Origin of the sequence: Marivirga lumbricoides (assembly GCF_014636295.1) — a bacterium.
Taxonomy (GTDB): Bacteria; Bacteroidota; Bacteroidia; order Cytophagales; family Cyclobacteriaceae; genus Marivirga; species Marivirga lumbricoides.
Window position 1 is genome coordinate 53,530 of record NZ_BMEC01000009.1, and the last position, 15,109, is coordinate 68,638.

The 15,109-nt window shown below is 39.6% G+C and carries 9 protein-coding genes; all 9 read left to right on the plus strand.

Annotation, left to right across the window (positions count from 1 at the left end; genetic code table 11):
• The first annotated feature begins 12 nt into the window (after window positions 1–12).
• The gene (locus IEV85_RS14245; RefSeq protein WP_188464537.1) at window positions 13–1,293 is read left to right on the plus strand and encodes an Ig-like domain-containing protein; all 1,281 of its coding nucleotides are present in this window, start codon (window positions 13–15) and stop codon (window positions 1,291–1,293) included.
• 183 nt (window positions 1,294–1,476) lie between these two features.
• Window positions 1,477–3,450: a glucoamylase family protein gene (locus tag IEV85_RS14250; RefSeq protein WP_188464538.1), complete on the plus strand. Its 1,974-nt coding sequence runs from the start codon at window positions 1,477–1,479 to the stop codon at window positions 3,448–3,450.
• Between the two features lie 185 nt (window positions 3,451–3,635).
• On the plus strand, window positions 3,636–4,991 hold the full coding sequence (locus tag IEV85_RS14255; RefSeq protein ID WP_188464540.1) for a glucoamylase family protein: 1,356 nt from the start codon (window positions 3,636–3,638) through the stop codon (window positions 4,989–4,991).
• Window positions 4,981–5,766 carry a carboxylesterase family protein gene (locus IEV85_RS14260; protein WP_188464542.1) on the plus strand — a complete coding sequence of 262 codons (786 nt, stop codon included), beginning with the start codon at window positions 4,981–4,983 and terminating at the stop codon, window positions 5,764–5,766. Before IEV85_RS14255 ends, IEV85_RS14260 begins: the two co-directional genes overlap by 11 nt.
• 6 nt (window positions 5,767–5,772) lie before the next feature.
• Window positions 5,773–8,064 carry a beta-glucosidase BglX gene (gene bglX / locus IEV85_RS14265; protein WP_188464544.1) on the plus strand — a complete coding sequence of 764 codons (2,292 nt, stop codon included), beginning with the start codon at window positions 5,773–5,775 and terminating at the stop codon, window positions 8,062–8,064.
• 43 nt (window positions 8,065–8,107) lie between these two features.
• Window positions 8,108–10,588 (plus strand): glycoside hydrolase family 2 TIM barrel-domain containing protein, encoded by a 2,481-nt coding sequence (locus IEV85_RS14270; protein ID WP_188464546.1) that lies wholly within the window; start codon window positions 8,108–8,110, stop codon window positions 10,586–10,588.
• A 4-nt stretch (window positions 10,589–10,592) separates the two neighbouring features.
• Window positions 10,593–12,287, plus strand: a complete 1,695-nt coding sequence (locus IEV85_RS14275) for a sulfatase family protein (protein WP_188464548.1) — start codon at window positions 10,593–10,595, stop codon at window positions 12,285–12,287.
• A 2-nt stretch (window positions 12,288–12,289) separates the two neighbouring features.
• On the plus strand, window positions 12,290–14,119 hold the full coding sequence (locus IEV85_RS14280) for a family 43 glycosylhydrolase (protein ID WP_188464550.1): 1,830 nt from the start codon (window positions 12,290–12,292) through the stop codon (window positions 14,117–14,119).
• A 6-nt stretch (window positions 14,120–14,125) separates the two neighbouring features.
• On the plus strand, window positions 14,126–15,073 hold the full coding sequence (locus tag IEV85_RS14285) for an alpha/beta hydrolase (RefSeq protein ID WP_188464552.1): 948 nt from the start codon (window positions 14,126–14,128) through the stop codon (window positions 15,071–15,073).
• Window positions 15,074–15,109 lie beyond the last annotated feature (36 nt).

Sequence of the window (15,109 nt, forward strand, 5' to 3'; positions counted from 1 at the left end):
ACAACTATGAGAATGTTAAATAAAACAAAGTACCTAATCGGTGCCTTTTTATTAAGTGCACTGGTATTTACAGGATGTGATGATGATGATAGTGCTCCGGCATTATCCGTGACAGCTATTTCGGCTACAGGAACAAGCCTTGAAACTGGCGATGAAGTAACTAAAGACCTCAACGGTGCTACTTCAGCAACAGATGTTCCTCCTAACGCTGTATTTGAAATAAGTTTCGACAGAGAGGTAGATGCTTCTACAGCTACAGCTACATCTGTCACCTTAACTAGTGATGGAAGTGCTGCCACTACTACAGTGACTACAAGTAGCTCTGTTGTAACAGTTACTCCTACAGAGGATTTAATTCAGGGAACTGACTATACGCTGACTATTACCTCAGCCGTAGCCGCATCTGATGGTGGTACGTTTTCTAGTACTACAAGAACATTTAGAACTGCTGGTAGATCTGAAGTTGTCCCACCTCAAAGTGAAGCACAAGTCGGATACTGGAAATTCGATGGAAATACTGAAGCAGCTGTAGGCGAATTCAATACTGTTTTTGAGCAAATTACATATGCTACTGATAGATTTGGATTTCAAAATGGTGCAGCTAAATTTAATGGTGCAAGTGCTCCAGGTAATGGTGATATTGTAGAAATAGAATCTGATCCCTCTCTAATAACGGATAGCAGAACAATTTCTGTGTGGTTTAAGGTTGATGGCGAAGACTATAAAGCTATAGGAAGTTCTAAATTTATGATGGGAATGGCTGCTGAAAAAGGATTTTTCTTTGAGTTAGGTGATTCAGAAGTTGCCTGGATAAAACTAGCTACTAATCATAAATTAGATCCGGATCCAAACAACCTTAAATATGCTGTCAACTGGAGTGATCCAAACGGCAGTGGAGCAATTGGTGGCCAAATCTCCTTTAATTATGAAGGATCTATTTCAGCACTGATAGCTGATGATAATTGGCATCAATTAATTTTAGCATTTGATGCAGTTACATCTGTAAAAACAATTTACTTAGATGGTAATAAATTAATGGAACTAGATATTGATTCTGAGACTGAAGAATACTTCTTAAAAGGAATGGCGATAAATGATAGTAATGTTGAAGATATTATAGACACTAATTTAACTTTTGGTTTTGCTGGTAGCAGAGCAAACGGAGCAACTGACTGGGCAAATTATAAAACAGCTCAAAACACTTACAAAGGGTTAATGGATGATGTCAGAATATTTGGTTCTGCTCTAACAGCACAAGAAGTTCAGACGCTTTACAATGCCGAAAGACCATAATTGTTTAATTGTTAGTTTAATTTTAGCAGAGGCATCAAATGCCTCTGCTTTTTTTTACCTCACTGTGAAATAAATATAATTTAAGCCTATCAACCGAGAGTAATTGGTTGAAAAAAGCAGTCAATCTACCGGAGAACTATGTTGGGTTATTCCATGTGTCCGATAGAATCAAATAATATACACATGAACTACTTAAAATACTTCCTACTTCTTCCTTTCTTATTGATTTCCTGTTCTGATGATGACCCAATAGAACAAGAGAAAGGGCTACTGCAATTACAAAGCGTAAGAATTGGCACCTTAAATCTCAATGCTAATCAAACCACTGAAGATGCTCCAATTGATAAAGGTGTTGTCATTTCGTTCTCAGAAGCTTTGAATAAACAAACTGTAGAAACAGAACTAAAACTATTTAATTCAGCTAACACTGAAGTACCTCTTACCATTAGCTATTTAGATCAGGAAAGAACTGTATCATTAATTCCGGAATCAAATTTGAGCAACAATTCTTCTTATACCCTAAAAATTGGCCAGGTTCAATCAGTAGCAGAAAATGAATTTCCTGGTGCTGAATATACCTTTCAAACTATTGAAGGAGCTTTGACACTCGAAGAAGCCTTAATTAGTGAGGAAACTCTTCTTACCACTTCCAGAATTACAAATATTGAACTTACCCCACAAATTAGCCTTACATTTTCAGACCCACTTGATCCTGAAAATGATTTAAATGACTTTATAAATATCATTAATAAAGGAGCAAAACTACCTTTAAGCTTTACTCTTTCTAATGAAAATAAAACATTAGCCATCTCCTCAACAGAAGCTGCCAGAGATTTAGCAAAATATACTTTAACAATTTCCACCAACCTGAAAAGTATTAATGATTTTAGCTTTTCAGGGTTCACAAAAGAATTCTACACCCAACTCGACTCCACCTACAAATTCCCCGAAATCTCTGATGAAGCACTGCTCACCAAAGTGCAGGAGCAAACTTTTAAATATTTCTGGGATTTTGCTCACCCGAACAGCGGCCTGGCCAGAGAGAGAAACACTTCTGGCGATTTAGTGACCATCGGAGGCTCCGGATTTGGCGTAATGGCTATTTTAGTAGGTGTACACAGAAATTTTATCACCCGCCAGCAAGCAGTTGAAAGACTCAACAAAATTGTTACCTTTTTAGAATCGGCAGACCGTTTCCATGGCGTCTGGCCTCACTGGATGAATGGAAATACCGGAGCCACCATTGCTTTTAGCACCACCGATAATGGCGCTGACCTGGTAGAAACCGCTTTCATGATTCAGGGACTCCTTACTGCTCGTCAGTTTCTGGATGAATCGGTTCCGGATGAACTTGCCATCATTAATAAAATTACAGCACTATGGGAAGCCGTAGAATGGAATTGGTTCCAAAAAGAAGGAGAAAATGTGCTTACATGGCACTGGTCACCCAACTTTGGCTTCCAGATGAATTTAAAAATCAGGGGATGGAATGAAGCCTTGATTATTTACACACTGGCTGCCTCCTCTCCTACTTACCCGATCAGTAAAGAGGTCTACGAACAAGGGTGGGCACAAAATGGGGGCATCCAAAACGGCTCTCAATCCTATGGAATTACCATGCCGCTCGGTTCTAACAGAGGTGGTCCGCTTTTCTTTGCCCATTACTCATTTTTGGGAATGGACCCTACCAACCTGGAAGATCAGTATGCTAATTACTGGGAACAGAATACGGCTCATACACAGATCAACAGAGCTTATTGTATCGCAAACCCGTTAAACTATGTGGGATACAGCGAAGCTGTTTGGGGACTAACCGCCAGTGATAATCATGAAGGTTATTCTGCTCACTCTCCGAATAATGATTTAGGAGTAATCACACCCACAGCAGCCATTTCTTCTATTCCTTATACTCCGGAAGCTTCCATGGAAGCCATCAGACATTTTTACTACTTAATGGGAGATAAACTTTGGGGAGAATATGGTTTTTACGATGCTTTTAATATCACAAAAGACTGGTATGCTAACTCATACCTCGCAATTGATCAGGGACCTATCATTATTATGATAGAAAACTATAGAACAGGCTATATCTGGGATTTATATATGGCTGATCCTGAAGTACAGGAAGGTTTAACAAAACTTGGATTTACTTACTAGCGGACAGAGGGTTTCGGAGGCTTACAATAAAGCCCTGTTAACCTTAGATGGAGAGAATAAACTAATACCATTTAATAAATATAAACATGAAATGAGCATAAATATTCTAGGCGAATTTATACCAACCGCCAGATGAATATTTATCGCGAATTCCATGTGACAATTAAAAACAAAAATATATACACATGAAAAAACTCTTGTTATTTGGCAGTATTGCACTTCTTTTTAGTTACTGCACTTCAACTGATAAAAAAGCAACAGAGGAAGAAAACGATGCATCGGCTTCTGAAATTAGCGAGGATTCACTGCTCAACCTGGTGCAATATCAAACCTTCAACTATTTCTGGGAGGGCGCTGAGCCTAATTCAGGATTGGCCAGAGAGAGGTTTCATGAAGATGATGTGTATCCTTCCAACGATAAACACATAGTAACAACAGGAGGAACCGGTTTTGGCTTAATGGCTATTTTAGTAGGAATTGAGAGAGGTTTTATTTCAAGGGAAGAAGCACTTCAAAGGTTTGAAAAAATGGTGAGCTTCCTAGAGAAAGCTGATCGTTTTCATGGAGCTTACCCTCACTGGTTAAACGGGGAAACAGGTAAGGTAAAAGCCTTCAGTAGCAAAGATGATGGAGGAGATTTAGTGGAAACCGCCTTTCTGATCCAGGGATTGCTTACAGTGAGGCAATACTTTGAAAATGGAAATGAACAGGAAAAAGCCTTAGCTTCCAGGATTAACAAAATATGGGAGGCAGTTGATTGGAACTGGTATACCAAAGGTGGAGAAAATGTACTCTACTGGCACTGGTCGCCCAATTATGGCTGGGACATGAATTTCCCTGTAGGAGGTTATAATGAATGCCTGATTATGTACGTATTGGCCGGCTCCTCTCCTACTCACCCTATTGATGCGGCAGTTTACCATGAAGGGTGGGCGCGTAACGGAGATATTGCAAATGACACAACCGCTTATGGCTTACCTACTATATTAGATCATTATGAACATGCTAACAAAACTGTAGGTCCATTATTTTGGGCTCACTACTCCTATTTAGGTTTAAACCCTAAAGGCCTGAGCGATAAATACGGAAACTACTGGGATTTAAATAAAAACCATGCTTTAATCCAATACAGATATGCTGTAGACAATCCTAAGGGTTTTGAAGGTTATGGAGAAAATATGTGGGGGTTAACTTCCAGCTATTCCGTAAGGGGCTATGCCGGGCACAATCCAAATGATGATTTAGGTGTAATTTCCCCTACAGCGGCCTTGTCATCTTTCCCTTACACCCCTGAAGAAAGCATGAAATTCTTAAAATTTATGTACCAGCCGGCTCAGGATAGTCTGATTGGAAACTATGGACCTTATGATGCCTTTTCTTTTGAGCACGATTGGTATGTACCTCGTTACCTGGCTATCGATCAGGGTCCTATTCCTGTAATGATCGAGAATTACCGCACAGGATTACTATGGGATTTATTTATGACAGTGCCTGAATTGCAAAAAGGCTTAACCAAACTAGGATTTACTTATGAAGACTAAACTATCGATTCTTTGTATACTCATATCTTTTTCCAGCTTTCTGCAAGCACAGGATAAAGAAGCATTTAAGCGCGAAATCTACATCAAAGGAAAAGATTCCCTCAATTACAGAATCCTATATCCTGAAAATTTTAGTGCTGAAAAAAAATATCCACTGCTTCTTTTCCTGCATGGTGCCGGAGAAAGAGGAAGTGACAATGAAAAACAACTTGTTCATGGCTCTAAACTATTTTTGGATGCACAGAACAGGCAAAAAAATCCTGCTGTTGTCATCTTTCCTCAGTGCCCGAAGGACGACTACTGGGCAAAGGTAGGTGTGGACAGATCAGAAAATGGAAATACTTTTGACTTTGACTATAGCGGAGACCCCAACAAGTCATTAGGCCTTGTGATGAACCTGCTGGATTCCATGCTTAAAAAAGATTTCGTAGAGCAAGAAAGAGTTTACGTAATGGGGCTTTCTATGGGTGGAATGGGCACTTTTGAAATCCTATACAGAAAGCCTAAAACATTTGCTGCAGCAGTACCCATTTGCGGAGGTGGTGATCCTGCAACCGTTAAAAAATACGCTAAAAAGGTAGATCTATGGGTTTTTCATGGCGCTAAAGATGATGTTGTACCTCCTTCTTACTCCAAAGAAATGGTAGCTGCCCTAAAAGCCAAAAAAGCTAACGTGAAATTCACTGTATTTCCTAATGCCAACCATAATAGCTGGGATCCTGCGTTCGCTGAACCCGGATTGCTTGACTGGCTATTTTCTCAATCTAAAAAGTAAACTAAAATGATCAAACAATTATTATACGCTGCTTCTTTTGCATTAATAGCAGCTTCATGTACCATCCAAGCCTCAGAGAAAGATCCTGAAAGAGCTCAAAATGAAAAAATTGACTCACTGCTGTCAGTTATGACACTGGAAGAAAAAATTGGCCAGCTTAACTTACCATCGGCAGGAGATGTAAGCACAGGAATAAGCACCAATTCTGGCATTGCCCAGCAAATAAAAGAAGGAAAAGTGGGTGGTCTTTTTAACATTAATGGAATTGATAAAATCCGGGCTGTACAAAAAGTAGCCGTGGAAGAAAGCCGCCTGGGTATTCCTTTAATCATTGCCAAAGATGTTATTCATGGCTATAAAACTATATTCCCTATTCCTTTTGGCCTTTCTGCCAGCTGGGACATGGATTTAATTCAACAGTCTGCCAGAATTGCTGCAGAAGAAGCCTCATCTGATGGTATTGCATGGACTTTCTCTCCCATGACAGATATTTCAAGAGATCCTCGTTGGGGAAGAGTTTCAGAAGGCAGTGGTGAAGATCCCTACTTAGGTGCTCAGATAGCAAAAGCCATGGTAAATGGCTACCAGGGAAATGATTTGTCAGTTGCCAATACTATTTTAGCCTGCGTAAAGCATTTTGCCCTTTACGGAGCTTCTGAAGCCGGAAGAGACTACAACACAGTAGACATGAGTAGGCTAAGAATGTACAACGACTATTTTCCTCCTTACAAAGCAGCTGTAGATGCTGGTGTGGGAACAGCCATGGCATCTTTTAATGAGGTGGATGGAATACCTGCAACAGGAAATAAATGGTTAATGACTGAGGTGTTAAGGGAAAAATGGGGATTTGATGGCTTTGTTGTGAGTGACTACACAGGCGTTAGCGAGATGATTGCACATGGAATGGGCGACTTACAAGACGTATCAGCTTTAGCACTCAATGCAGGTGTAGAAATGGATATGGTAAGTGAAGGTTTTCTTACCACTTTGAAAAAATCAGTGGAAGAAGGTAAAGTTTCAGAAGAAACTATTAGCAATGCTTGCAGACTGATTTTAGAAGCTAAGTATCAATTAGGACTCTTTGATGATCCTTATAAATACATGAATGAAGAAAGAGCAGCCGAAGTAATCTTCTCTGACGAAAACAGAAATGTTGCCAGAAAGGTTGCTGCGGAATCCATGGTTTTATTGAAAAATGAAGGGGTTTTACCTCTAAGCAAAGATGCTAAAGTAGCTTTAATTGGCCCACTGGCTAACAATAAAGAAAACATGGTGGGTACATGGAGTGTAAGTGCTGACATCATGAAATCTGTTTCTATTTATGATGGTCTCAAAGAAGTTTCTGAAAACCCTCAGGGAGTTCAATACGCAAAGGGCTCCAACCTGGTAGAAGATCCTGAACTGGAAAAACGAATTGGTATGTTCGGCAAAAACACGAATAGAGATTCGCGTTCAGAAGAAGAATTGATAAAAGAAGCTGTACAATTAGCGAAAAAATCTGATGTAGTAGTTGCCATATTAGGTGAGGCTTCCGAGAGTTCAGGAGAAAGTTCAAGCCTTACTGATATCAGCATTCCTGATATTCAGGTACGCTTATTAAAGGCACTTGAAGCTACAGGTAAAAAAGTAGCTGTTGTTTTACTAAGTGGAAGGCCACTTGTGCTCAATGAAATAATACCACATTCTGATGCTATCCTCAATGCATGGTTTCCGGGTTCGGAAGCAGGCTTAGCTTTAGCGGATGTATTGTATGGTAATGTAAACCCTTCTGGTAAACTTACCATGACTTTCCCTCAAAATGTAGGGCAGGTGCCGATTTATTATAGCAATAAAAACACAGGCAGACCTTTAGAAGGTGAGTGGTTTCAAAAATTCAAATCGAATTATCTGGATGTTAGCAATGAACCGGAGTTCCCGTTTGGATTTGGATTAAGCTATACCACGTTTAAATATAATAACCTGAAAGTGAACTCCAATACAATGGATATGGATGGCACCCTCACTGTTAGCGTTGAAGTATCTAACTCAGGCAAAGTAGCGGGTAAAGAAGTGGTTCAATTATACATACAAGACCTGGTAGGTACAATTACCCGCCCAATGAAAGAACTAAAGGGCTTTCAAAAAATAGAATTGAAAGCAGGAGAAACCAAAAAAGTAGAATTTAGCATTTCTAAAAATGATTTAGCATTCTATCATCAGGATATGAGCTTCTATGCAGAGCCGGGTGATTTCAAGGTGTATGTAGGTACAAATTCATCAGACGTTTTAGAAACAGAATTTGAATTACTTAAAAAATAGAATGCGTTATCTCTTTTTAACTTTTTTTTTATTCCTCTTATCAATGGATATTTCTGCCCAGAGTGGCAGAAATATCCAATCTCTCAACTACAGTTGGTCCTTCCATAAAGGCGAAATAGCCGATACTGCTGAATGGACTACTGTCAATTTGCCTCACACCTGGAACGCATTTGACCCCTTTGATGAAGAAAAGGGCTATTACAGAGGAGTTAGCTATTATAAACGTTCACTTAAGCTTCCATTAGCAGAAAATAAAAACTGGTTCCTTTACTTTGAGGGAGTAAATCAGGTAGCTGAAGTGTATGTAAATGGTCAGTTAGCCACCAAACATATAGGAGGTTATACAGGATTCTCTGTTCCCCTTACACAATTTCTACAGGAAGGAGAAAACCAACTGCTGGTTAAGGTGGATAACAGCCACAATGAGGCAATTGCTCCTTTAAAAGGTGATTTTAACTTTTACGGAGGCATTTACAGAGATGTATTTTTAATCTCCACCGGGAAAACCCATTTTGAATTCAGTGAATATGGCGACAAAGGCATATTTATCTCTACACCTAAGGTTTCTGAAAAAGAAGCTTTGGTAACTGCCCGACTCAACATCTCTTCCTCAGATAAGTCAAGCCTAAAAATCATAACTGAACTAATTGATCCTGAAGGCATAAGTATCTTCAAAAAAACTAAAAAAACCAGTTTAAAATCGGGAACAAACACTTTAAGTTACGATTTACCTAAAGTGAATAATCCTAAGTTATGGCATCCTGATCATCCATATTTGTATCAACTAAAAATTTCTCTGGAGAGTGCCAAAGGCCAAAAACTGGATGAACAAATGGTACCTTTTGGCTTCAGGTGGTTTCGCTTCGATGCCAATGATGGATTCTACCTTAATGGCAAGTATCTGAAATTAATAGGAACCAATCGTCACCAGGATTTTGAAGGCCTCGGAAATGCACTCTCTGATCAACGACATTTAAATGATGTTCAACTGATTAAAGAGATGGGCAGTAACTTTTTCCGAACAGCCCACTATCCGCAGGATCCCGCAGTAATTAGGGCCGCAAACAAATTAGGTTTATTGGTAAGTATGGAAATTCCGCTCGACCATGACATTACTGATTCCGAAGCTTTCTACGAAAATTCTCAACATATGATGAAAGAGATGATTCGACAGAATTACAACCACCCGAGCATTATCATATGGGCTTACATGAACGAAATGCTGCTGGGAAGAAACCTGGAAAAGGATCAGGAAATCATCAAGAAAATAGTTGATTTCGCTAAAGTGCTTGAAGATTTAACCAGAAAAGAAGATAGTAGCAGATATACCATGATCCCTAACCATGGCAGTTTAGAGCTTTACCAAAAAGCAGGTTTAACACAAATACCTATGCTGGTAGGATGGAATCTTTATTTTGGATGGTACGAAGCACAGTTGGGTGCAGGAAAATTCCTTGATGCTTACCACCAATTAGTTCCCGCAAAACCAATGGTCATTACTGAATATGGCGCAGGATCCGATCCACGGATTCGATCATTCAATCCTGTCCGTTTTGATTTTTCCATTGAATGGCAAACAAAGTTTCATCAGCAAAACCTGATTGACATCATGGAGAGGCCTTTTGTTTCAGGTGCTGCTGTTTGGAATTTAGCCGACTTCGGATCGGAAAACAGGAACGATGCAGTACCTAAAATCAACAGCAAAGGCCTTATTTCAGTGGACAGAACCCCTAAAGATGCTTACCACCTATACCAGGCATGGCTGCTTAAAAAGCCATTTGTAAAGATTGGAGGAGAGAATTGGCAATCGAGGGTTGGCTATAGCGATAAGCAAAACCTCCAGGTTTTTACCAATGCTGATCACATCGAATTATTAGTAAATGGCCAAGCAGCAGACCTACTTTCTTTCGAGAACCATCTGAGTGAGTGGAGAGTTTCTCTAAAAACAGGACGCAATATCCTAAAAGCTACTGCCTATTTTGGGGATTCTTCCATTACGGATTATAGTGAAATAAACTTCGGGAAAATAAATAAAGACTGGCTGAGTAATAACACCCTCTACTTTAACTGTGGCGCAAATTTCTTTTTTACGGACCCTATAGATCACATTACATGGTTACCGGAAACGGAATTCAACAATGAATTACTAGGCTACAAAGGGGGTGAAGTGTTTATGCCCCGCGGCCAGGGAGTAGGCACGGATCGCGAAATATTCCTCACTAATAACGACCCTATTTACCAAACGGCAAGAATTGGTGGCGAGTATTATTTTGATTTGGAAGCGGGTCAATATGAGGTAGTACTTCATTGGGCAGAAATTGATCCGGCTTATCAGGACAAAAACAGACAATTTGATATACTTTTTAATGATAAAGTGGTAGTGGAAGGCTTACAAAGTAAAGCAGCCTTCACGGCAATCAGTAAAAAGATAATTACCTATGTTGATAAAGAAGGTTTAAAAATTTCCTTTAAGCTTAAAGAAGGAGAACCCATTTTAAATGCAATAGAAATACGAAAACTATAACATTATGCGAATAGGTCACTTTACCCTGGCTTTGCTTATCCTTTCCTCTTGCAGTAAGGAAGCAGACCAGCAAAAAACAGGAAGCAGAGAGTCTGCCAAAAGGCCAAACATTATTTATATCATGTCTGACGACCATGCAGAGCAGGCAATTAGTGCTTATGGCCATCCTGTGAGCCAATTGGCGCCAACTCCCAACATCGACAGGATAGCGGATGAAGGTGCATTATTTAAAAATAATTTCTGTACCAACTCCATTTGCGGGCCCAGCAGAGCGGTAATACTTACAGGCAAATTCAGCCATTTAAATGGTTTTAGAATGAACGGAGACCTCTTTAATGGAGATCAGCAAACATTCCCCAAACTGTTGCAAAAAGTTGGCTACACAACAGGAATGATAGGAAAATGGCATCTGGCTGGCCACCCACAGGGTTTCGATTACTGGAACATACTAACAGATCAGGGCAATTATTACAATCCGGACTTTATTTCCAGTAACAAAGCAACTAATACTATTGACACTAACAGAATTGCTGGTTACGCCACTGACATCATTACCCGGGAGGCGCTTGATTTTATCAGCAGTGCCAAAAAGGAGGAAAAGCCTTTTATGTTAATGGTGCACCATAAAGCACCACACCGTAACTGGATGCCGGCTTTACGCCATGTAAATAAATATGACTCCGTACAATTTCCATTACCGGACACTTATTTCACTGATCACGAAGGTTCTGTTGCTTCTCAAGAACAGCTTCAAACTATTTATAAGGATATGTATGAAGGACATGACCTGAAAATGACCAAAGAAAAAGGAAGTCCGGAGCTGGCGCACAATCCCTGGACCAATGATTTTGACAGAATGACACCTGAGCAAAGAAAAGCATGGGATGAAGCCTATAGCAAGAAAAATGATGCTTTTCATGAAGCGAACTTAAGTGGCAGGGCATTGGCTGAATGGAAGGGACAACGCTATCTGCAGGAATACCTGGCCACCATTGCCGCAGTGGATGAAGGAGTGGGTGAAATTTTGGATTACCTGGAAAAAAGCGGACTGGCTGAAAACACCATTATTGTTTACACTACCGATCAGGGGTTTTATTTAGGAGAAAAAGGCTGGTTTGATAAACGCTATATGTATGAGGAATCACTCGCTATGCCACTGATGATGAAATATCCGGGCCATATTAAGCCAGGCACCGTGGTCAATGCCTTAACTCAGAATATCGATTTCCCGGAAACTTTCCTGGATTATGCCCAGGCAGAAATCCCGAAGGACATGCAAGGTAAATCTCTACGACCGCTATTGGAGAATACCATGAATGACAATGCCTTTAGAGATGCTGTTTACTACCATTATTATGATTTCCCCGCTTTCCATATGGTGAAGAAGCACTATGGCGTGAGAACTGATCGCTACAAATTAATGCATTTCTATGATGATATAGATACGTGGGAACTCTACGATTTGAAGGAAGATCCAAATGAAATCCATAACCAAATTGACAACCCTCAATATGATGCTATTGAAGCACAACTTAGGGTAAAGCTGGATTCTCTTCAGAAAGTATATAAAGTTACAGAAAAAGAATTTGAACAGGCCCCTGAGCAACAGGTGGAGCGTGCTTACAAACAATTTGAGAAATTGCGCGGAAATACCGGCACTTCTTATGACCCAGTTAAAAATCAGGATACACAACTTTAATAATGCAACGACTATTTATTTTTATAACACTTAGTTTTTTCTTGGCCTGCGACAGCAATCAACAGGCAGAAACAACAACCGAGAAAAAAGATGCTGGTAAGAACTACCAAACCTATTGTAACCCTATAGATATCGACTACTCATATATGTCACACTACAGGGCTGAAAATAAGGTTTCCTACCGATCCGGGGCAGATCCGGCCATCGTGAATTATAAAGGAAAATATTATCTGTTTGTTACCCGATCACATGGATACTGGGTATCAGAAGATATGAGCAACTGGAAATTTATCAGACCACAAAGCTGGTATTTCAAAGGAAGCAACGCGCCTGCAGCAGCAGTATTTAAAGATAAAATCATTGCATATGGTGATCCCTCCGGTAGAGGCCCGATAATAGAAACAGACAACCCTGAATTGGGGGATTGGAAAACAAATTTTGCTGTGTTAAACATGCCACACGGTATTCAGGACCCTGCTCTTTTTGTAGATGACGATCAGAAGGTATATTTATATGAAGAATCTTCCAATAAATGGCCCATCAGGGTGGTAGAGTTAGACCCCGAAAATTATTTTGTACCAAAAGGAGAGCAGAAGGATTTGTTTAACCTAAAACCGGAGCAACATGGCTGGGAACGCTTTGGCCAGGATCATAAATCTGACATTGATCCTTATATTGAAGGCCCGTGGATGGTAAAGCATAATGATACTTACTACCTGGAATATGGCGCACCTGGAACGCAATGGAATGTTTATGCTGATGGTGTGTATACAAGCGACAGCCCCTTAGGTCCATTTGAATATGCCCCTTACAACCCAATATCCTACAAGCCCGGTGGTTTTCTTAAAGGATCGGGCCATGGAAGTACAGTAAAAGATAATAATGGGAATTACTGGCATTTTGCTACAATGGCCATTTCTGTCAATTACAAATTTGAACGCAGAATAGGGATGTATCCTGCAGGTTTTGAAGAAGACAATGGTCAGATGTATGTAAATACTGCCTATGGAGACTATCCTCATTATCTACCTGATACAAAAGTAGAAAATCACAAAAAGCGCTTTACAGGCTGGATGCTGCTTTCCTACAATAAAAAAGTTTCTACCAATTCCCCTGAAGTAAAAGATAGCATTAATGTGGTAGATGAAAGTAGCTCAGGGTATATGTTGGATCAGATCAGAGAATTTGACATTAATAAAATAAACGATGAGGAAATAAGGTCCTACTGGGTGTCAAAAGCCAATCATGATTCAATATATGTTGAAATTGATTTAGGAGAAATAATGGAGGTAAACGCTGTACAAATCAACTTCCAGGATTTTAATAGCAATATTTATGGAAGACCGGACACCCTAAAGCAGCAATTTGCTATTTTAGGTTCAGAAGATGGGGATAAATGGGAAATACTGGCTGATTTCAGAGAAAATCAAAAGGACATGCCCCATGCGTATATCGAATTGGATAAAACTGCTAAAGCTCGCTTTATTAAGTATGATCATGTGTATTGTACTAATAATTACCTGTCAATTTCCGAATTGCGCGTTTTTGGTAAAGGATTAAAAGCAAAGCCACAAACACCTGCTAAGTTTGAAGTATCGCGTCAAAGCGATAGAAGAAATGCTAACTTAAGCTGGCAATCTGTACCTGATGCAACAGGTTATGTTATTTATTGGGGAATTGAAAAAGATAAACTTAATTTATCTGCTCAAATGTATGATCAGACAACCTATGAACTCCGGGCTCTCAATGCCGATCAGGAATATTATTATCAGGTAGAAGCATTTAATGAAAATGGCATTTCCGAAAAAAGCGAAATACTTTATACAAAATAGAAACAGATGAGAAAACTAGCCACTCTTATACTATTTATTGCACTTTCAGCTTCACAGCTGATGGGACAACGCTATCAAAATCAAATTTTCAATGAAGTGAATGTCAGCACTGAAACCTATTTGCAAACCAAAGATGAGGCACTGAAACTGGATATTTATCAGCCTGCGAACGATGATGCAACAGACCGCCCTCTCCTGTTATTTGTTCATGGTGGAGGCTTTGCCGGAGGTGCCAGAGATGAGTACGAAATAATGGAATTTTGCAAAAACATGGCGCGCAGAGGCATTGTTGCTGTAAGCATGTCCTATACTTTAACTATGAAAGGTAAATCATTCGGCTGTGATCAGTCAGCCGAAAATAAACTGGCTACTTTCAAACAAACAGCATCTGAAATTAACGAAGCGACTAATTATCTGTTAAAAAAGAAAAGTGAGTTAAAAATTAATCCTGAATTAGTTATTATAGCTGGCAGCAGTGCCGGTGCTGAGGCCGTTTTACATGCAGCCTTTCTTCCTGAAACTCAAAAACCTCTCCCATCCGACTTTAAATATGCCGGGCTGATTAGTATGGCAGGAGCAATTATTGATCTTAATCTTATCACCAAAGAAACAGCAATGCCTATGCAGCTATTTCATGGTACTTGTGATGATTTAGTACCCTACGGATCGGCTCCTCACCACTTTTGTAAAGAAAAAGATGCAGGCTATTTAATGTTGCATGGTGCAGGAAGTATTTCAAAACACCTTCAATCGCTCAACAAAGGATATTACTTAATCACCGGCTGTAATGACAACCATTCCTGGGCAGGGAAACCCTTTAAGTTTTACAGAGAAGAGGTTGCTAACTTTATCTATTATGATTTAATTAAGAAAAAGTTCAGACAAACTCACGAGGTTATAAGTAATAAAAGAAATTGTGAACTTACAGCAACACCAGAAGTTTGTGTTAATTAGAATATATGCAAACTTAATAATTTCACAATCTAGAAG